19 protein-coding genes are annotated in these 17898 nt (G+C 71.6%); 9 read left to right on the forward strand and 10 right to left on the reverse strand.

Annotated features, from left to right (window positions below):
* Nucleotides 1–382 precede the first annotated feature (382 nt).
* Nucleotides 383–964, forward strand: a complete 582-nt coding sequence (locus tag ACFCZF_RS10385) for a TMEM165/GDT1 family protein (RefSeq protein WP_376671311.1) — start codon at nucleotides 383–385, stop codon at nucleotides 962–964.
* A 216-nt stretch (nucleotides 965–1180) separates the two neighbouring features.
* Nucleotides 1181–1843, forward strand: a complete 663-nt coding sequence (locus ACFCZF_RS10390) for an HAD family hydrolase (protein ID WP_376671312.1) — start codon at nucleotides 1181–1183, stop codon at nucleotides 1841–1843.
* A 262-nt stretch (nucleotides 1844–2105) separates the two neighbouring features.
* Here the strand turns inward: ACFCZF_RS10390 and ACFCZF_RS10395 are convergent, their stop codons facing one another.
* Nucleotides 2106–3362, reverse strand: coding sequence for a peptidoglycan-binding protein (locus tag ACFCZF_RS10395; protein WP_376671313.1), 1257 nt, complete (start codon nucleotides 3360–3362; stop codon nucleotides 2106–2108).
* Nucleotides 3363–3531: 169 nt separating this feature from the next.
* Nucleotides 3532–4032, reverse strand: coding sequence for a GNAT family N-acetyltransferase (locus ACFCZF_RS10400; protein WP_375917361.1), 501 nt, complete (start codon nucleotides 4030–4032; stop codon nucleotides 3532–3534).
* A 165-nt stretch (nucleotides 4033–4197) separates the two neighbouring features.
* On the opposite strand from ACFCZF_RS10400, the gene ACFCZF_RS10405 reads away from it, so the two are divergent.
* Nucleotides 4198–4869, forward strand: a complete 672-nt coding sequence (locus ACFCZF_RS10405; protein ID WP_376671314.1) for a hypothetical protein — start codon at nucleotides 4198–4200, stop codon at nucleotides 4867–4869.
* Between the two features lie 5 nt (nucleotides 4870–4874).
* A complete protein-coding gene (locus ACFCZF_RS10410) occupies nucleotides 4875–5372 on the forward strand; it encodes a hypothetical protein (RefSeq protein ID WP_376671315.1) in 498 nt (165 codons plus the stop codon).
* A 10-nt stretch (nucleotides 5373–5382) separates the two neighbouring features.
* On the opposite strand, the gene ACFCZF_RS10415 is transcribed toward ACFCZF_RS10410, so the two are convergent.
* Entirely contained in the window at nucleotides 5383–5790 is a 408-nt protein-coding gene (locus ACFCZF_RS10415) for a DUF1992 domain-containing protein (RefSeq protein WP_376671316.1), read from the reverse strand.
* Between the two features lie 94 nt (nucleotides 5791–5884).
* Here ACFCZF_RS10415 and ACFCZF_RS10420 point away from each other — a divergent pair, with 94 nt between their 5' ends.
* On the forward strand, nucleotides 5885–6277 hold the full coding sequence (locus tag ACFCZF_RS10420; RefSeq protein WP_376671317.1) for an FHA domain-containing protein: 393 nt from the start codon (nucleotides 5885–5887) through the stop codon (nucleotides 6275–6277).
* A 52-nt stretch (nucleotides 6278–6329) separates the two neighbouring features.
* On the opposite strand, the gene ACFCZF_RS10425 is transcribed toward ACFCZF_RS10420, so the two are convergent.
* From ACFCZF_RS10425 to proP, 3 genes are all read right to left on the reverse strand, one after another.
* Nucleotides 6330–7001, reverse strand: coding sequence for an O-methyltransferase (locus ACFCZF_RS10425; protein WP_376671318.1), 672 nt, complete (start codon nucleotides 6999–7001; stop codon nucleotides 6330–6332).
* An 86-nt stretch (nucleotides 7002–7087) separates the two neighbouring features.
* Nucleotides 7088–7576 carry a GNAT family N-acetyltransferase gene (locus tag ACFCZF_RS10430; RefSeq protein ID WP_375917375.1) on the reverse strand — a complete coding sequence of 163 codons (489 nt, stop codon included), beginning with the start codon at nucleotides 7574–7576 and terminating at the stop codon, nucleotides 7088–7090.
* Nucleotides 7577–7691: 115 nt separating this feature from the next.
* Nucleotides 7692–9074 carry a glycine betaine/L-proline transporter ProP gene (proP, locus tag ACFCZF_RS10435; RefSeq protein ID WP_376671319.1) on the reverse strand — a complete coding sequence of 461 codons (1383 nt, stop codon included), beginning with the start codon at nucleotides 9072–9074 and terminating at the stop codon, nucleotides 7692–7694.
* A gap of 455 nt (nucleotides 9075–9529) precedes the next feature.
* Here proP and ACFCZF_RS10440 point away from each other — a divergent pair, with 455 nt between their 5' ends.
* Complete coding sequence (locus tag ACFCZF_RS10440) at nucleotides 9530–11671, forward strand: bifunctional glycosyltransferase 87/phosphatase PAP2 family protein (protein WP_376671320.1); 2142 nt, start codon at nucleotides 9530–9532, stop codon at nucleotides 11669–11671.
* Here the strand turns inward: ACFCZF_RS10440 and ACFCZF_RS10445 are convergent.
* The 4 genes from ACFCZF_RS10445 to ACFCZF_RS10460 form a co-directional block, all read right to left on the reverse strand.
* Nucleotides 11625–13265, reverse strand: coding sequence for a hypothetical protein (locus tag ACFCZF_RS10445; RefSeq protein WP_376671321.1), 1641 nt, complete (start codon nucleotides 13263–13265; stop codon nucleotides 11625–11627). The genes ACFCZF_RS10440 and ACFCZF_RS10445 overlap by 47 nt on opposite strands.
* Before the next feature lie 142 nt (nucleotides 13266–13407).
* The gene (locus tag ACFCZF_RS10450) at nucleotides 13408–14550 is read right to left on the reverse strand and encodes a hypothetical protein (protein WP_376671322.1); all 1143 of its coding nucleotides are present in this window, start codon (nucleotides 14548–14550) and stop codon (nucleotides 13408–13410) included.
* A 161-nt stretch (nucleotides 14551–14711) separates the two neighbouring features.
* Nucleotides 14712–15434 carry a cysteine hydrolase family protein gene (locus ACFCZF_RS10455; protein ID WP_376671323.1) on the reverse strand — a complete coding sequence of 241 codons (723 nt, stop codon included), beginning with the start codon at nucleotides 15432–15434 and terminating at the stop codon, nucleotides 14712–14714.
* The gene (locus ACFCZF_RS10460; protein WP_376671324.1) at nucleotides 15434–16024 is read right to left on the reverse strand and encodes an isochorismatase family protein; all 591 of its coding nucleotides are present in this window, start codon (nucleotides 16022–16024) and stop codon (nucleotides 15434–15436) included. Before ACFCZF_RS10460 ends, ACFCZF_RS10455 begins: the two co-directional genes overlap by 1 nt.
* Before the next feature lie 156 nt (nucleotides 16025–16180).
* Here ACFCZF_RS10460 and ACFCZF_RS10465 point away from each other — a divergent pair, with 156 nt between their 5' ends.
* From ACFCZF_RS10465 to ACFCZF_RS10475, 3 genes are all read left to right on the forward strand, one after another.
* Nucleotides 16181–17182, forward strand: coding sequence for a GlxA family transcriptional regulator (locus ACFCZF_RS10465; protein ID WP_376671325.1), 1002 nt, complete (start codon nucleotides 16181–16183; stop codon nucleotides 17180–17182).
* A gap of 61 nt (nucleotides 17183–17243) precedes the next feature.
* The gene (locus ACFCZF_RS10470; RefSeq protein WP_376671326.1) at nucleotides 17244–17507 is read left to right on the forward strand and encodes a hypothetical protein; all 264 of its coding nucleotides are present in this window, start codon (nucleotides 17244–17246) and stop codon (nucleotides 17505–17507) included.
* Nucleotides 17504–17890, forward strand: coding sequence for a hypothetical protein (locus ACFCZF_RS10475; RefSeq protein WP_376671327.1), 387 nt, complete (start codon nucleotides 17504–17506; stop codon nucleotides 17888–17890). The genes ACFCZF_RS10470 and ACFCZF_RS10475 overlap by 4 nt, the downstream gene beginning before the upstream one ends.
* The last annotated feature ends 8 nt before the right edge of the window (nucleotides 17891–17898 follow it).

Consider the following 17898-nt stretch of genomic DNA (forward strand, 5'->3'; position numbering starts at 1 on the left):
GGGAATGCTCGCGACGCCGCATGGCGTACAGGTGTGCGGTCGGTAAGAAGTTAGTGACGTGTGCATGGCACGTCTATGGGCGCGACGGGACTCGTGACGGAACGTCCCGGGACTTTCGCCCCTCGGGCACGCCGGCGGGGCTCGCGTACTATGGACGGCGCAGAAGGGGAGTAGCTCTTCGCCGGACCGTCGACATACTGCTCAGCTCGTCTGAGCCGGCGCCCGGAGGCAGGCCTCGCACGCGGGGCCGGCCAGCGAGACCTTCGGCAAGCAGTGCACGCCCGTGCCGTACGGCGGGGGCGACCGTGTGCTGCCGTGCCGAGGTGTCCGCAGCGCAGGACCAGCACTCTCGGTGGGGCGGCCCCGACCGATAGAGGATCCCTTGATCAGCCTGACCGTGACGGCAGTCGTCTTCGGCGTCGTCTTCCTCGCCGAACTGCCGGACAAGACCGCGCTCGCCGGCCTCGTCCTCGGCACCCGTTACCGGGCCTCGTACGTCTTCGCCGGCGTGGCCGCCGCCTTCCTGCTGCACGTCGTGCTCGCGGTCGCGGCCGGCAGCGTGCTGACCCTGCTGCCGCAGCAGATCGTGCACGCGGTCACCGGTGTGCTCTTCCTGGGCGGCGCCGCCGTGCTGCTGATGAAGAAGGACGACGAGGACGAGGAGATCCGCAAGCCGGAGGACCAGTCCTTCTGGAAGGTCTCCGGGGCGGGCTTCATGCTCATCCTGGTCGCCGAGTTCGGCGACCTCACGCAGATCATGACCGCGAACCTCGCGGCCCGCTACGACGACCCGCTCTCCGTCGGCCTCGGCGCGGTGCTCGCGCTGTGGGCGGTGGCCGGGCTCGGCATCGTCGGCGGAAAGGCCCTGATGAAGCGGGTGCCGCTGGCGCTGATCACGAAGGTCGCGGCGCTGCTCATGCTGGGCCTCGGGGTGTGGAGCCTGTGGGAGGCGATCGCCGGCTGAGTGTCGGCCGGGCGGGTCCGGTGCCGTGCCGGCCGGTGGCGTGTGAACTGAACGGTTCGTGGACGTGTGAACTGAACGGTTCGTGAACGTCGGGCGGTGCGGTGGCGCGATCCCCGGTCTGTTTTGTACCGTGGATGAACAAAGTGGCTCCCACCCGTTCTCCCTGACCGGCGGGCGGGGCCGCCTTGTTCCCTCCCCGCGCCTTGGAGTCTGCCGATGACGGCCACCACCACCGTTCTCACCGCCCGTGCCCTGCTGCTGGACATGGACGGAACCCTCGTCAACTCGGACGCCGCCGTCGAGCGCGTCTGGCGGCGCTGGGCCGACCGGCACGGGCTGGACGGCGACGAGGTCATGAAGGTCGTCCACGGACGGCAGGGCTACGCCTCGATGGCGCTGCTGCTGCCGGACCGGCCCATGGCGCAGAACCACGCCGACAACGCCCGCATGCTCGCCGAGGAGACCGCCGACACCGAGGGTGTCGTCGCGATCCCCGGGGCGCCGGAGTTCCTCGCCTCGCTGCACGGGCTGCCGCACGCCCTGGTGACCTCGGCCGACGTGCCGCTGTCCACCGCGCGGATGGCCGCCGCCGGGCTCGCCCAGCCGGACGTGCGGGTCACCGCCGAGTCGGTCGGCGCCAGCAAGCCCGACCCCGAGGGTTTCCTCAAGGGCGCCGCCGAGCTGGGCATCGCCCCCGGTGACTGCATCGCCTTCGAGGACTCCGGCGCCGGCATCACGGCCGCGCGCGCCGCGGGGATGCAGGTCGTGGGCGTCGGTCCGCGGGCAGGTGTCCACGGGCCCGACGTGGTCGTGGAGGACCTGACGCGGGTACGGGTGGAGGCCGGCGCGGACGGGACGCTGCGGCTGCACATCGGCTGACGGCCGGTGCGGGCCGGGACGACGCGGTATCGCCCCGGCGGACCGTGACTTCCGGGCTGACCGCAACGGCCTTGCTCACCGCAACGGCCTTGCTCACCGCAACGGCCTTGCTCACCGCAACGGCCTTGCTCACCGCAACGGCCTTGCTCACCGCAACGCCCTGGCGGACCGTAGCGGTCCTGGAGGACCGTACGGCTGCCCCGGCGGACCGTAGCGCCCCGGCGGACCGCAACGCCCCGGCGGATGCGCCCGTGAACGTCGCCTACGGCTCCCGTGTCTCCGACTCCAGCCGGCGCCGGGTGTCCTGTCCGTAGACGCCGAGTTCGTCGTCGCGGACGCCGCGGGCCCACTGGTAGGTGCGGACCGAGTCCTCGACCTGACGGTTGTAGTTGCCGTTGATGTCGCCGGTGTAGAGATGCAGCTGGGTCAGACGCTGCTGGAGTTCGACGACCTCGGGTCCCCGGTCGCCGCGGTGCAGGGGCACGCCTCCGTCGGGGGCGCGGTCGTCGTCCTCGGACTCCTGCGTGGGCTCGTCGGCGGGCTTGGTCGTCGTGCTCTGCGTCGGTTCGGCCGACGGGGACGGCGTGGGAGAGGCGCTCGACGCCGACGGGGACGGCGAGGGCGACGGACTGGAGCTGGGGGACGCGGAGGCGGACGGGGGCGGCGACGCGGAGGTCTCCGGGGCCGACGGTGCGCTCGACTCGGGGGTCGCGGAAGCCTCACTGGTCGACGGGTCCGGCACACTCGCCCGGACCTCGTCCGGCAGCGCCCCGTCCCGCGAGGGCGTCTCGTAGGAGAACAGACCGCTCGCGTACCCGGCCGCGCCCACCACGACCACGACCGCTCCCGCGGCACTGAGCAGGGCGCTCCGGCGCCGTCTGCGCGGCGGACGTCCGCCGGTACCGTCCGCACCGGGCTCCACGGGCTGCACGGACACGAAGGGGGCGGCGGACGAGTCGGCAGAGGTCTCGAACAGGCGCAGGTCGTGTGCGCTGGGCGCGCCGGCCGAGGGTGCCAGGGGCGTGGGCAGAGTGGAGGTCGTCTCCGTGGTCGCGCCGGGCGGCTCGGCGCCGACGGCGCGCAGCGTCATGGTGGCGTCCGGGTCGGGCGGAGAGGGCGGCACGGACGCGGACGGGGCCGCCGCGGACGCCGGTTCGGAGGAGGGTGTTCCGGACGTGGGCGTCCCGGACGCGGGTGCTCCGGACGTGGTTGCTCCGGGCGCGGGTGTCCCGGACGAGGAGGCCCCCGAGGGCGCCACCGCCCCCGGCGTCCCGTGCGTCCCCGGCGTCCCGGGCTCCCCGGCCCCGTCCAGGTCGACGTACGGCCGTATGCGCAGCGGATCGAAGTCCTCCGCCGCTGCCGCCTGTGCCGTACGCGCGTCGCGCAGGGCGTCGGACGCCCGCGATCCGCAGGCGCAGGAGGGCGTGTTGTCCGCCTCCCTGGGCGTTCCGCACTCCGGGCACGAGTGCCCCCGGGGCCGCTCCTGCGGCTCCTGTGGCGGCTCCTTCTGCTGTTCCACGTGTTCGTCCCTCCCCTCGCGACTCCCCTCGCGAACTCCAGAGATTATGCAGATCTTCTCCACAGTCCCACGCGCACGCCCCCGGAATGCCGCCTTCCCACAGGACTGAACCGGCCATAACTGGTCACACCGACCCGGCCAGCCTCACCCGCCCAGCCCCACTCGCCCGTCAGGCAGCGCGCGGGAGCTGTTTCACGAACCAGTGCTCGGCATAGGGGTCCTCCTTGTACGCCTCGGTCTCCGTGTAGCCGAGCCGGGTGTACAGGGCGCGGGCCTCGACGAGGTCGCCGCGTGTGTCGAGGACCATGCGCTCGGCCCCGAGGGTCCGTGCGGCGTCCTCGGCGGCCCGTACGAGCAGTGCGGCGCCGCCCCGGCCGCGCATCCGCTCGTGCAGGAACACCCGGGTCAGCTCGGCGGTGGCGTCGTCCCGCAGCCGTACGCCCGAGGTGCCGGCCGGTTCGCCCCCGTACCGCGCGACCAGCAACCGCCCCCGGGGCGGCACGAGGTCGGCGCCGGAGTGTGCGGCGATCTCCCGCTCCAGTTCGCCGGGGTCGGTGGTCCGCCCCTCGTGCAGCAGGTAGTAGCGGTCGCTGACCTCCGTGTAGTACGCGCGCCAGAGGACGGCGGCGACGGGGGAGTCGTACGGTTCCGGGGCGACGGTCCAGGTCATGACCGGCATTGTCGGGACGGCACCCACCCCGTGTGCAAGCGTATTTTCGCACCGATGCGCCGTCGGTGCGCGCTGTGCGCCGTTTGAGGGCGGAGTCCGGGGCAACCCGAACAGCGAACCGGCCCGATCGGAGAGCCGGTAGGGCCGAGAACCCGGAAGGCACTCATGTCCACAGGCGTGATCATCGCTTTGATCGTGATCGTGGCGGCCGTGCTCGTCGTAGCGGCCGTACTGGCCCTGCGCGCGCGGGGCCCCCAGCACGGCGGAAGCCTGAAGCGGCGCTTCGGGCCCGAATACGACCGGGCCGTGGCCCGGCACGACGGCGACACCAAGGCCGCCGAGCGCGAGCTCGCCGAGCGCGTGGAACGGCACGGGTCGCTGCACCAGAAGCCGCTGGACCCGGCCGAGCGCGAGCGCTTCGAGGCGCGCTGGACCGCGGCCCAGGAGCGCTTCGTCGACTCTCCGCGCGAGGCGGTCGGCGAGGCGGACCGGCTGCTCGCGGAGCTGGCCGACGCCCGGGGCTTCCCGGACGGCGGACAGTACGAGGAGCAGCTCGCGGCGCTCTCCGTGCACCACGCCCACCACGTCGACGGCTACCGGCGCGTGCACCGCGTGACGCACGCGCGCGTGGACGGCGCGCAGGACAGCGGCGCGGGTACGGAGGAGATGCGCGAGTCCATGGTCGAGGCCCGCGCGCTGTTCGACGACCTGGTAGGTCCGGACCGCCACGACGCCGGCCGCCACCGGGCCGGAACGGGCGGCGACGGATCCGCGCCCGCCCACACCCGCCCGCACCACTCCTGGTCGCTCAGCAAGCGCCAGCCGAAGGAGAGTTGAGGCACATGTCCGATGTGACCCGAGACCCCGGCGGCATCCCCGTCGAGCGGGACAGGCAGACACCCGACGTCCGCCGTGGCGAGACAGCCCTCGGCACCGACCGAACCCCCGACGCGCAGCCGGCCCCCGGCACACGCGCCGACGAGGCCCCCGGCACACGCGCCGACCTCACCCCCGATCCGCGAACGGAGAGCACCACCACCCCGGCCGCCCGCGGGGGCACGCTCCTCCCGCACGAGGAGTGCGACAAGCTCGGGCAGCGGCTGCAGCACGCGGTGGCCGACTTCGTCGACGCGCCCCGTGCCTCCGTCGAGGAGGCCGACCGCGTCCTGGAGGAGATCACCGCCCGCTTCACGGACGCCGTGACGCATCGCCGCCGCACGCTTCGCACGTCCTGGCAGGACACCGGCGGGGACGACCGCGCGACGAGCATCGACACCGAACAACTCCGCCTGGCCCTGCGGGACTACCGTGAGCTGGCGGACCGCCTGATGCGCCTGTGAACCACGGGCGTCACCGCTCCGCCCGGCGCTCCCGCCACTGCCGTACGACCTCTTCGACGTCGTAGGGCTTCAGACCCAGCGGGGGGCCGGGCGGTGGCTTGAACATGACGTCGCGGATCTTGACGTTGATCTCCTCGACGATGCGGCGGACCACCCGTTCCGACGGGGCCTTCGCCGCCGCCTCCAGAGCGTCCTCCGCCTCCTTGCGCAGGGCCAGGGTGGGCGGCAGCACGGAGAAGCCCTCGCGGGCCATCTTCCGCTTGACCCACCACAGTTCGTCGTAGGTGCTGTCCACTTCGCTCGGCAGGGGCCTGCCCGCGCCGGGCAGTTCCGCGAACTCGCCGCGCGCGTCCGCATCACGGATCTGTTTGTCGACCCAGGACTCGAAGTCGACGCCGGGTGGCTTTCGCTCGGTCATGACCCCATTGTGCCGGACACCGCGCCACCGGCCGATCTATCATTCGGCGGCGACAGCCAACGACGGACGTCTTGAGGTCTGCGAAGGAGCGCACGTGCTCGAACTCACCATGGCCGCCGTCACCGCGGCGGACGCGGGTGCCACGGCCGGCATGCAGATGGCCGACGCGCCCAGCGAGCCCGAAGCGGTGCTGCGGGTCGGCCGGGACAAGTCCGTGTGCCGGCTGTCGACGCCGGACGACTGGCTGTTCGTCTCCCGGGTCCATCTGGAGTTCCGGTGCGGTCCCGACGGCACGTGGCGGCTGACCTGGCTGCGGGGCTCGCAGCCGGACCCCTCCTCCGAGGTCCGGCTCACCGTCGGCGGGCACGCGCAGCCACTGGCCTACGGCGGCACCGTGCCGCTGCCGAGGGGCGGCAGCGGCGAGATAGTGGTCCAGGACCGCGCGGAGCCGCGCAGCGTCAACGTGGGCTTCTACCACGAGGCGTGAGGCCGCGCGCTCGTCCTCGGGCCGGTCTGCCGGTCTGCCGGTCTGCCGGTCCTCAGGCCAGCACCCGGGCCAGCGCGAACCCGTCGTACCCCTTGCTGCCGACGGTCTGGACGGCCGTACCGCTGAGCCGCGGGTGGCTGCCGATCAGCTCGATGGCGGCGCGGGTGCCGCGTACGTCGTCGGCGGTGTCGTCGGCGTCGGCCACGCGGCCGCCGCGGACCACGTTGTCGAGGACGATCAGGCTGCCGGTGCTGGTGAGTCTCAGGGCCCACTCCAGGTAGTGGGGGTTGTTGCCCTTGTCGGCGTCGATGAAGACCAGGTCGAAGGGCGGCGGGTTCTCGTCGGCGAGCTTCGGCAGCGACTCCAGGGCGGGACCCACGCGTACGTCGACGAGGGCGTCGAGGCCGGCGCGGGCGATGTTGCGGGTGGCGACCTCGGCGTGCCGGGCGCTGTACTCGAGCGTCACCAGGCGGCCGTCCGCGGGCAGGGCGCGGGCCAGCCAGATGGTGCTGTAGCCGCCGAGGGTGCCGATCTCCAGGATGGTGCGGGCGCCCTGGATCTGGGCGAGGAGCTGGAGGAGCTTGCCCTGGTTGGCGGCGACGTTGATCCGCGGCAGCTGGGCGGCGTCGCTCTCCCGCAGGGCGGCCTCCAGGGCGTCGTCGGCGGGTGCGAGGTGGGTGGTGAAGTAGGCGTCGACGTCGTCCCAGAGCTGCGACTCGCTCATGCCGGGGCCTCCCGTGTGCGTCGTTAGCTTTTCTAAGTAGATGTGCTAACGAAGATAGCCGGGGTGGCCGGCCGGGGCAGGGCGTTTCAGTCGACGGCGCGGCGGAAGAGTTGCCGGGGGCCGCCTTCCGGGCCCGGGGCGACGGTTTCGGCGGGGGTGAAGCCGAGACGCTCGTAGAAGACGCGTGCGCCGCTCGCCGAAGCGCCGGGGTGGTCGGCTCCGAAGGTGACCACCTCGATGTCGGCCGGTTCCCGCACCCACCTGCGCATCGCGTCCCGCATCAGTTCGCGGCCGACACCGCTCGCCCGGGCCTGCTGCGACACGACGAGCCAGTGGACGTGGTAGACCGGCGCCTCCGCGCCGAACAGGAGCCCGCCGAGGAGTTCGTCGCGGGGGCCGCCGAGAGGGCCCGGCTCCGGGGAAACGGCGACGAGGGCGGTGGACCGGCGTATGTGTTCGTGCACCGCGTCATGGAATCCGGCGTCCTCGACCATCGGCCCGAACCAGTGCTCGACCTGGGCCGCGAGCCCGAGGAAGCCGGGGAAGTCACGCTCTTCCGCGAGTCTGATGATCATCCGAGCAGTCTGGCAGAGCGGAAACGCGAAAACGAGGGGCGGCCAAACGAGGGGCGGCCAAGGGGGGCGGCCAGGGGAGGCCGCCCGTCCGCCTCGCCCGTCCCCGAACCGGCGCCTAACGCCCGTCGACCGCCGGTGCCGAGCCCGGCAGTGGGCGGCCGGCCGACTCCGACATGAACCACACCGCCACGCCGCCGATCACGGCCGCGGCCATCATGTAGTACGCGGGCATCATCATGTCGCCCGTCGCCCCGATCAGCGCCGTCACCACCAGCGGAGTCGTCCCGCCGAACAGGGACACGGACACGTTGAAGCCGATCGACAGTGAGCCGTACCGCACCCGCGTCGGGAACAGCGCCGGCAGCGCGGACGGCATCGACGCCGTGAAGCAGACCAGCAGCAGTCCGAGCGCGGCCATGCCCAGCCCCACCGCCAGCAGGCTGCCCTCGCGGATCAGCAGCAGCGCCGGGACGGAGAGGAGCAGGAACCCCGCACAGCCCGCCGCGATCACCGGCCGCCGCCCGACCCGGTCGGTCAGCGCGCCGGCGAACGGCTGGACGATCATCATCAGGGCCATCACGGCCAGCACCACGAGCAGGCCGTGTGTCTCGTCGTACTTCAGCTCGCTCGTCAGATAGCTAGGCATGTAGGACAGCAGCATGTAGTCGGTGACGTTGAAGACCAGCACCAGGCCGACGCAGAGCAGCAGTGCCCGCCACTGACCGGTGATCATGTCCCGCAGCGGTACCTTCGGCCGCGTGGCCTCCGCCTTGTCCAGCTCGGCCGCGAACGCCGGCGTCTCCTCCAGCCGCATCCGCAGATACAGCCCGATGATGCCCATCGGCCCGGCGATCAGGAACGGGATCCGCCAGCCCCAGGACGTCAGGTCGCCGTCGGACAGCAGCGCCGTCATCAGGGTCACCAGACCCGCACCGCCGATGTACCCGGCCAGCGTGCCGAACTCCAGCCAGCTCCCCAGGAACCCGCGCCGCTTGTCCGGCGCGTACTCGGCGATGAAGGTGGACGCGCCCGCGTACTCACCCCCGGTGGAGAACCCCTGCACCAGCCGCGCGAGAAGCAGCAGCACCGGCGCCCAGACGCCGATCGTCGCGTACGAGGGGATGAGCCCGATGGCGAACGTACCCGCCGCCATCATGATCATCGTGAGGGCGAGGACCTTCTGCCGCCCGACCCGGTCGCCGAGCGGCCCGAAGACCATGCCGCCGAGCGGGCGGACCAGGAACGCCGCCGCGAAGGCGCCGAACGTGGAGAGCAGCTGGGCGGTCGGGTTGCCCGACGGGAAGAAGACCTTGCCCAGCGTCACGGCGATGTAGCTGTAGACGCCGAAGTCGAACCACTCCATCGCGTTGCCGAGCGCCGCCGCCTTCACGGCACGCCTGACGAGCGCGGGGTCGGTGACGGTGGGTGCGCCGGCGGCGCGTGACGGGGACGCGGGGGGCGTGCGGGACGGGTGAGCGGCGACGGGGGCGGCCGACAAAGCTTCGCTCGCCTACCTTTCGACGGGGACGGGGACGCCGCGACCCGCACGGCGGCACTGTCGCCGGGCCGGAAGAAGCCCGCGGCACTCGGCCACGGGCAGAAAAGCGACCATAGGCGCTGATGCGCCGCTTACGCCCGGTATGCTTTTCGTTGCACAGTGCACCAAAAGGGCGTACACGCAGGGACATCCGCGCGCCACGGAGCGCGCTGCTCCCTCGTGACCTGTGATCCTTCTCGCTCCCAGCGGAGGCGTCGACACCGCTCCCGCACTATCGTCGTCCGAACAAACGGCCGGGCGGTCGGGAAAAGACGGGGCGAAGAGCGGGCGGCGGTCAGGTTGAACGGGGGTTGCCTGCGTCTCCCCCCGGGGGTGGTGCGAGCCTCATAGGGTTCGCAAGGACAACACACCGCGTACACGGGCGCGGTACGAACGGGGCGGGAGGCCGACGAGGCGTGGCGAATGCGGAGCACAGTGGGCGACCGGCGGAGACTTTCGGAGCCCCGGCCGTCGATGCGACCAGAGCACGGCTGCGTGTCGCGCGCCTCGGCCTGTGGCTGGTCGCCGCCGTCCTCGCCGTACGGCAGCTGGCCACGGTGCTCAGCACCCCGAGCGGGGAACGGCTGACGGACCTGGAGACCTGGGTCGGGGAACACGGGGTCCTCCACGTGGAGGGGTCCCTCTACGAGTCCACGCAGTTCACCGGCACGCCCTTCGTCGGCCTGGTCCTCAAACCGTTCACCCGCGCCGCCGAACAGGCCCTCGGCTGGGGCTGGACCTTCGGCTCGCTGCTGCTCGTCGTGGCCCTCGGCCTGGTCGCCGCCCGCGCCCTGCCGAAGCCGGTGGGCCGCCGTACGGCACTGCTGGCGGCGCCCGTGGCCGTCAGCCTGCTGATGGTCTCGCTGCCGGTGCGCAACGCGCTGTGGCTCGGCCAGACCAGCATCATCCCGGTCCTCCTCGTCCTGCTCGGCTGCTTCGCCGTACGCGGCCAGCACGGGGACCGGATCGGCGGCGCGCTGATCGGCGTCGCCGCCGCCTTCCAGCCGACCGTCCTCCTCTTCGTCCCCCTGCTGTGGTTCACCGACCGCAGACGCGCGGCCGTGTCCACCGGCGTCGCGTTCCTCGCCTGCACCGCCGTCGCCTGGGCGGCCATGGCGCAGGACTCCTACACCTACTGGGTCCACCACATGGCCGGCGTGGGCCTGGGCGGCGAGGCCGACGACCTCGCCAACCAGTCGCTGCACGGCGTCCTGCTGCGGCTCGGCCTCTCCGGGCCCCTGGAGATCGCCCTCTTCCTCCTGCTCGGCGCGGCCGTCGCCGTCCTCGCCCTGCGCCGCGCCGTGCGCTACGCCCGCGACGGTCAGCTGCTGCTCGCGGTCGCCATCACCGGCTGCGCGGCGGTCGTGGTGTCGCCCGCCACCTGGCAGCACCAGCTGCTGTGGGTGCTGCCCGCGCTCGTCGGCCGGGTCGGCAAGCGGGCCTCCGACCGGTACGTGTGGCCGGTCGCCGTCGTCCTGGTGATGACGCTGCCCGCGAAGATGATCCTGCCGAACATGGCGGCCCTCCACCCCCTGCGCGACAACGTCGTACTGCTCGCGGCGCTGGCCGCCGCCGTCGCCGTGCCGTTCCTGTCCCGCGCGTCGCCGTACTTCGACGCGCCGGTCCCGACGAGCTACGCGCCCCCGGTCCCGGCCCGCTTCAAGCACGTCCCCCTGCTGCCGTTCCTGCGCAGGGTCCTCACCCGCCCCAACCTCCTCCTGGAACTCCTGCTCATCCGGGTCACCTACGCCGCCTACTCCCAGGTCCGCCTCGCGGCGACCGGCGGCAGCAACTCGGCGGGCCGCGCCCGCGCGGAGGAGCACGGCTGGCAGATCCTCGACATCGAACGCTTCCTGCACATCGACATCGAGCACGCGATCAACCACGCGGTGGTGGAGATCGGCTGGCTGCGGGACTTCTTCGACTTCTACTACACGTCGTTCCACTTCATCGTCCCGATGGCCGTCCTCGGCGTGCTGTACTGGCGCCGCCCGGTCGACTACCGCTGGGCCCGCGCGTCCCTCGGCTTCGCCACGCTGCTGGCCCTGGTCGGCTTCTGGCTCTACCCGCTGGCACCGCCGCGCCTGATGCCGGGGTACGGGATCATCGACACGGTGCATGGCGTGCAGGACTTCTCGAAGCCGGACTACGGCACGCTGACGGCCCTCACCAACCAGTACGCGGCGATGCCGTCGCTGCACTTCGGCTGGTCGCTGTGGTGCGGGCTGGTGATCGCGATCATCGCCCCGAAGGCGTGGATGAAGGCGCTCGGCCTCCTGCACCCCCTGTTCACCGTCGCGGCGATCGTGGCGACCGGCAACCACTGGCTGCTGGACGCGGTGGGCGGCGCGGCCGTGGTCGTCGCGGGCTTCGGTCTGGCGTACCTGTTCCAGGGGCCGAGGGCGCGGATGATCACCGCGACCGCGGCCAAGGACCCCACCCCGGCCACGAAGGTCATCCCCGCCCCCGCCCCGCCCCCGGCCGAGGACAACGCCCCGCCCGCCGAGGGGATCAGCAGCGACCCGCCGGCCCCGGCGAAGGACCGTACCGGCCGCTGATCCGGTACTCGCCCGGCGCCTCGACCGTCAGGCGGGTGAACTCGCCGTCCTGGGCGAGGCACCCGCCGTCGGCCCGCAGCCACGGCGACCAGGCGACCCGCACGGTCACCGGGCCGGGCCGGTCCACGCGGAGCACCAGCTCGGCGCTGGTGGTCGTCACGACGGTGCCGGGCTCGGAGACGAGCGGTACGGCGTCCCGCACCCGGTACACCCGCCAGTGCTCGTCCTGCCATACGGGCTCCAGCCACTCGGGCCGCAGGTCGCCGTCCCGCACGAGCCGCGCCTCCTCCTCGGCGGGCCCGTCCGGCTTGCCGAGCGGCAGGACGACGAAGCCGACCGCCCAGCGGTCCAGCCAGTCCCGGTAGGTGGCCGCGGAGAAGGTGCCGTCGTAGAAGAGGCGGGCGCGTTCCACGTCGAGCTGCCGGTTCCAGCCACGGGCCAGATTGACGTGCGGCGCGAGCCCGGCCGCCTCGCGGTGGTCGCGGGCCGGCACCACCTCCACCCGCGTGCGGTCGGCCCCGAGCCCCTCCAGCGCCCGCACGACACCGTCCGTCTCGGTGGCCCAGGCGGGCACCACGGTGTACTCCTTCAGATCGTCGGCGGTCTTCTTGCCCATCCACCCGACGGAGAAGACGAGGGCGACGATCAGCAGATCGCGGGCGATCCGCCGCGTCCGGTCCGTGCCGAGCAGGGCCGCGAGCAGCACGGGGGGTGCGAAGTACTCCGCGAACCGTTCGACGTTCGTGCCGACGGCGGAGGCTATGAGATACGTCAGTACGGTCCCCACCGCGTACACGGCCCCGCTCCACCGGGCGACCCGCCAGTCGCGCGGGGCCAGCGCCGTGACGGCGAGGCCGAGCACGACCGGCGGCCATATTCGGGCCGCCGGCATCGGCTGCTCCCCGGTGAACGGGAACAGCAGCGTGGTCAGCCCGACGACCGCGGCGGGCGGTACGAGGAGCACGAGGGCACGCCCCCAGTCCCGTACGAGCAGGAAACCGGCCCCCACGACGGCCAGGTACAGCCCGGCCACCGGCGACGCCATGGTGGCCAGGGCCGCGTACCCGGCGGCGAGGACGAGCCGCCGCTCCCGGACCAGCACCACGCAGGCGGCCAGCCCGAAGGCGACGCCGAGCGCGAAGGTCGTACGCCCCGAGGCGACGTTGCACCACAGGGCGAGGGAGGCGAGCACGGCGGGCCACAGCGGCCTGCGCACTCCGGCCCGCATGATCAGCACGGCCGCCAGCCAGGAGGCGGCCAGCCCGGACACCACGGTGACCGTGCGCACACCGAGTGCGGCCATCAGATACGGCGAGATCACGCTGTAGTTGGCGGTGTGCGTCCCGCCGTACCAGAACAGCCCGTACGCCGAACCGCCGTGCCGCGAGACGAAGTCGGCCCATGCCTCCTGCGCGGCGAGGTCGCCCCCGCCGGTGGCGAGAAACACCCACCACACCGCGTACAGCGGGATGGTGGGCAGCGTGGCGAGCAGGGGCACGCGATGCCGGTGCGCGAAGGCACGCAGGGCGTCGCTCGGACGTCTCTCCCGACGCCGTTCGGGTCGTCGGGGGACGGTGAGTTCGGCAGGGACCACGGTCGGGGTTTCCGTTCGGCGTCATCGGGGTGCACGGCTGGGGCACGTGCGAAGACGATAATTCGAACAGAAACGTTGACCGGCCCCGGGCCGGATCACCGGGAGGGCATCCCCCGCCCCGGAAGCGGGGGATGCCGGGTCGTCACACCGCCGCGGCGGTGCGCCCGGTGATCGGGCAGGCGCCGGCCGTCGCCGTCGCCGTGCCGAAGGCGGCGGTCTTGGCGGTGGGCGCCGTTCCGCCGATCTGCTGGAGGATCTCGTCGGAGAGCAGGTCCTCCTTGCCCTTGAGGGCGTCGGCGACCTTGAGGTCGGTGTTGAAGACCATCTCGGCGGCGACGTTGTCCTGGACGATGCGCGCCAGGTTGTCCAGGGCCACGAAGATCGGGTCCGAAGGCGTCTCCACGGTCGGCAGGTCGATCAGGTGGGTGTCCACCTTCGCCTGGTTCATGGTGCGGCGGATGATAATGGACGCCTGGTTCAGCTCGGCCGTGGTCCAGATCGACAGCACCGTGACGTAGAGATCGCTCCACGCCTTCTCGCCGATCAGCGTGCGCCACCGCTTCATGAGTCCTTCGATGCCGGTGATCTGCGCGGTGGCGGCGAAGGTCATGTTGACGCGGATGGACGGGTAGACGGTGGCGGCGAAACGGTTGAACGACACCATGTCGAACGACTGAGCCGTGACGGAGGCGTCGATGAACTTGACGGCCTCGCTCAGGATCTTGTCGCAGGAATTCTCCAGGTCGAGGGGGAGGTTCGCGGTGCCGAGCTTGGTGTGCGCCGTCTGGAGCGTGGACTTGAAGGCGTTCAGCGGGGTGATCCAGCCCTTGTCGCCCGGTGCCTTGGTGACGACCATGTCGAGGTCGTGCGGGTCGATGCGGTCCGCGTTGGGGATGTTGGGGACCTGGTCGCTGAGGTAGGCGGCGAGTACCGAGAAGAGGCCCAGGGGGACGTGGGCGATCGACTTGGCCAGTTCGAAGTACTCCGGGACCGGGTCGACGGTCTCGACCTGCTTGCCGCCGTTGATGAGGGTGAAGCGTCCGCCGACCGCGTTGTTCGAGACGACGACGACCGGACTGAGTTGCGTCGTCAGTTCGCTCTTGAGGGTCGCGTAGTTCGCGCGCATTCTCGTGTTGACCGCGCGTATCGCGTCGCGTGCCGCCTTCTCGTCGGTCGCGGTGATCCCCGCGGTCGCCGCCGAGGCGGTGGTGGCCGACTGGCCGGTGAAGAGAGTCGCCGCCCCGACGGCCGACGCGGTACCCAGAAAACCTCTACGTGTTGCCATGCCCCGTTGTCTGCTTTCTTTGGTGAGCGGAAGTGCTCTTGCGATGTGGGGGGGAACAGCGTGGGGGGAGTTCAGGGTGGGGGGACTTCAGTGTGGGGGGAGATCAGTGTGGGGTGGGGTCGGTGGGGTGGAGTCGGTGGGGTGGGGGTGGTCGGTCGGTCTCAGGTCAGGGACTTCTGCGACGGGACCACGACTCCGTAGAGGTCCTGGACCGTGGCGAGGGCGGCCTCGTGGACCTGCTGCGCGGGAATGCCGTTCGGGTTGCCCTTCAGGGGCAGCGGCCGGGTCGCCGATGCGTCGGCGACCACGGTCGGAGCGTTGCCGTTGAGGAACGCGCCCTGGGCGGTGAACAGCGTGCACATGTTGGTCATGAACCCGGCGACGATGACGTTCTTGTTGCCGGCCTTCTTGACCTGCTCGGCGAGATCGGTGCCGTGGAAGGCGTTCGGGACGCTCTTCTCGACGACGGGCTCGCCCTTGGCCGGCTTGAGCGCCGGAATGATCTGGCCCGCCTTCGACTTCAGGTCGTAGCCCTTGTCGACGATGTGGATGACCGGGGTGCCCGCCTCGCGGGCCCGCTTCAGCAGGGCTTCGGCGTTGTCCACCGCCGGCTTCCACCCGTCGAGCTCCATCACGCCCTCGGTGTAGGTGTTCTGGTAGTCGACCAGGATGAGTGTGGCGTCGGAGAGCGTGGCCGGGGTCTCGCCGAGACCGTTGAGCTTGCGCAGAGTCGTCGTGTCCTTCGCGACGTTCTTCTGGGCGGTGGCGGCGGCCGACGGCTTGTCCTCGGAGGTGGCGGCCTCGGAACTCCCGCCGCACGCGGCGACGGTGACCGAGAGGACGGCGGCGGTGGCGAGGGCGACGGCCGGGCGGAGCAGCTTCATCAGGAGATCTCCTTCTGGGACGGGACGACGACCCCGTAGAGGTCGGCGATGGTGGCGAGGGCGCTGTAGTGCACCTGGTGGGCGTCCAGTTCGAGGCCCGCGACCGGTAGCGCGCGGGTGGCGCTGGCGTCGGCCACGACCGTGGGGCGGTTGCCGCGCAGGAAGGCTCCCTGGGCGGTGAAGGCCACGCACATGTGCGTCATGAACCCGGCGATGACGAGGTCGCTGTTGCCCGCGGCGTCGACATGCTCGGCCAGGTCCGTACCGACGAACGCGTTCGGCGCCTCCTTGACGACGACGGGCTCGCCGTCGACCGGTGCGACGCTCGGGTGGATGGCGCCGATCTCGGCGCGGATGTCGTACGGGGTACCCTCGCCGCCGTCGTTGACGACGTGGATGACCTTCGCGCCCTCCTGGCGGGCCCGTGCCAGCAGTTGGGCGGCGGCGTCGAGTGCGGCCTGCCAGCCGTCCAGTTCCATCACGCCGGTCGTGTAGGTGTTCTGGTAGTCGACGAGGACCAGGGTGGACTCAGCGAGCTTCGCGGGGGTGTCGTCGAAGCCGTTGAGTCGGCGCAGCGTCGTTCTGGGCATGGGAAGTCGCCTAACGTGCTTGTCGGGGGAGGTTGTTCACCGGTGCGGTGGCCTGTGCCCATGACGCTATGACCCACCGGCCTGTGTCGGCAATGTCGTCTAACATGCAGAAACCGACATGGCGCCGCTGTCGCCGAGCTAGGGGGTTGGGCTTTCTTGAGCACCGTGAGACGACTGATCGTCATAGTCCTCTTCGAGGACGTCGACCTGCTCGACGTCACCGGACCACCGGAGGTGTTCTCCCTCGCCCGGCGCGAGACGGACGAGGCGGCGGGCTACGAGGTGGTCCTCGCCGCCGAGACCATGGCACCGGTCACCACCGGCGCCGGGGTCCGGGTCCTGCCCGACGCGACCTTCGACGAGCTGTCCGAACCCTCGGCGAGGAGCATCGACACCCTGATCGTGCCCGGCGCCGTCGAGGTGGACGACCAGCGCCGCGTGCACCCGCTCACCGACCCCGCGGTGGTGGAGCGGGTGAGGCAGCTCGCCGGCCGGACCCGCCGGGTCACGTCCGTCTGCGTCGGCGCGCACATCCTCGCCGCCGCCGGACTCCTCGACGGCAAGCGCGCCACCACCCACTGGTCGACCGCGCGGCAACTCGCCGACGACCATCCGGCCGTCGAGGTCGACGCCGATCCGATCTTCATCCGGGAAGGCGACGTGTGGACCGGCGCGGGCATCAGCGCCTGCCTCGACCTCTCACTCGCCCTCATCGCCGACGACCTGGGCGAGGAGGTGGCGCTGCGCGTCGCCCGACAGCTCGTGATGTACCTGAAACGGCCCAGCGGACAGAGTCAGTTCAGCGTCCCTCTGGAGCAGGTCTCCGCGACACGGCGCATCGAGGACCTCCGCCACCACATCATGCGCAACATCGCCGAACCGCTCACCGTCGCCGACCTCGCCGCGTGCGCCCACGTCAGCGACCGGCAGCTCACCCGGATCTTCAAGACCGAACTCGGCACGACCCCCCACGCCTACATCGAGTCGGCCCGCGTCGAGGTGGCGCGCCATCAGCTCGAATCCACCGACGCCACGCTGGAACGGGTCGCCTCCACGTGCGGGTTCGGCACCGTCGACACCCTCGTCAGGGCGTTCCGCCGCAGACTCGACACGACACCGACCGAGTACCGGCGCCGGTTCCGGACCGGTTCTGGCTGAGAACAGGGTCTGGGTACGTCCAGTGGAGGCGTGCGCGTATACACGGACGTATACTGCGGATATGAGCGATGCGATGATTCGGGTTCCCGCCGAGGTCCGGGACAGGCTTGCCGTGATCGCGGAGGCCCGGGGGACGTCGATTCGATGCCTGGTGCAGGAGTTCGCGGAGTCGACGCTGACCGAGGAGGAGCGTCGGGAGCGGGCTGAGCGGGCCCGCACGTACCTGGCCGAGCACTTCGGGGTCGAGGTAGGCGACGAGGAGAGCGCAGCGATGGGGCGCAGGCTCCGGGAGGCGTTCGTCCGGCAGCAGGGTGAGGCGGCGTGATCCTGCACCATCTCGTCCTCGACGCGCCCACGCTGTTGGCGCTGTCGGGTAATCGACAGGTGTCCGCGCTGATCCACCGGGCCCACTTCGAGTCGGAGATCCGCCTGTGGACCCCGACGCTCTCCCTTCTGGAGGCGGACCGCGAGTTCCTCGGGATCGCCGAGCATGTCGGGCAGCAGGAGGTGATTCACACGGTCGACCTCGACTACCCCGCCGCGCTGGCGGTCGCCCGGCTGAGTCGCGATGGTGTGCCGCCGGGTGTCGGAGCCGCGATCCACGCTGCCCGCCACCTGCCCGAGTGGGGCGCGGACGCGCTCGTCGCCACCGTGGACCCGAAGGCGTACGAGGGGCGGGGGCTGCCCGTGCTGGACCTGAACCGCTGACGCCGCAC

The organism is Streptomyces sp. NPDC056296, from assembly GCF_042268605.1.
Lineage (GTDB): Bacteria > Actinomycetota > Actinomycetes > Streptomycetales > Streptomycetaceae > Streptomyces.

Excerpts from the sequence above, each read along its gene's own strand:
- ACFCZF_RS10415 (WP_376671316.1), bottom strand. The coding sequence starts at position 5,790 with ATGACCGAGCGAAAGCCACCCGGCGTCGACTTCGAGTCCTGGGTCGAC.
- ACFCZF_RS10410 (WP_376671315.1), top strand. The coding sequence starts at position 4,875 with ATGTCCGATGTGACCCGAGACCCCGGCGGCATCCCCGTCGAGCGGGAC.
- ACFCZF_RS10390 (WP_376671312.1), top strand. The coding sequence starts at position 1,181 with ATGACGGCCACCACCACCGTTCTCACCGCCCGTGCCCTGCTGCTGGAC.
- ACFCZF_RS10405 (WP_376671314.1), top strand. The coding sequence starts at position 4,198 with ATGTCCACAGGCGTGATCATCGCTTTGATCGTGATCGTGGCGGCCGTG.
- ACFCZF_RS10400 (WP_375917361.1), bottom strand. The coding sequence starts at position 4,032 with ATGACCTGGACCGTCGCCCCGGAACCGTACGACTCCCCCGTCGCCGCC.
- ACFCZF_RS10455 (WP_376671323.1), bottom strand. The coding sequence starts at position 15,434 with ATGAAGCTGCTCCGCCCGGCCGTCGCCCTCGCCACCGCCGCCGTCCTC.
- ACFCZF_RS10450 (WP_376671322.1), bottom strand. The coding sequence starts at position 14,550 with ATGGCAACACGTAGAGGTTTTCTGGGTACCGCGTCGGCCGTCGGGGCG.
- ACFCZF_RS10425 (WP_376671318.1), bottom strand. The coding sequence starts at position 7,001 with ATGAGCGAGTCGCAGCTCTGGGACGACGTCGACGCCTACTTCACCACC.
- ACFCZF_RS10470 (WP_376671326.1), top strand. The coding sequence starts at position 17,244 with ATGAGCGATGCGATGATTCGGGTTCCCGCCGAGGTCCGGGACAGGCTT.
- ACFCZF_RS10430 (WP_375917375.1), bottom strand. The coding sequence starts at position 7,576 with ATGATCATCAGACTCGCGGAAGAGCGTGACTTCCCCGGCTTCCTCGGG.
- ACFCZF_RS10460 (WP_376671324.1), bottom strand. The coding sequence starts at position 16,024 with ATGCCCAGAACGACGCTGCGCCGACTCAACGGCTTCGACGACACCCCC.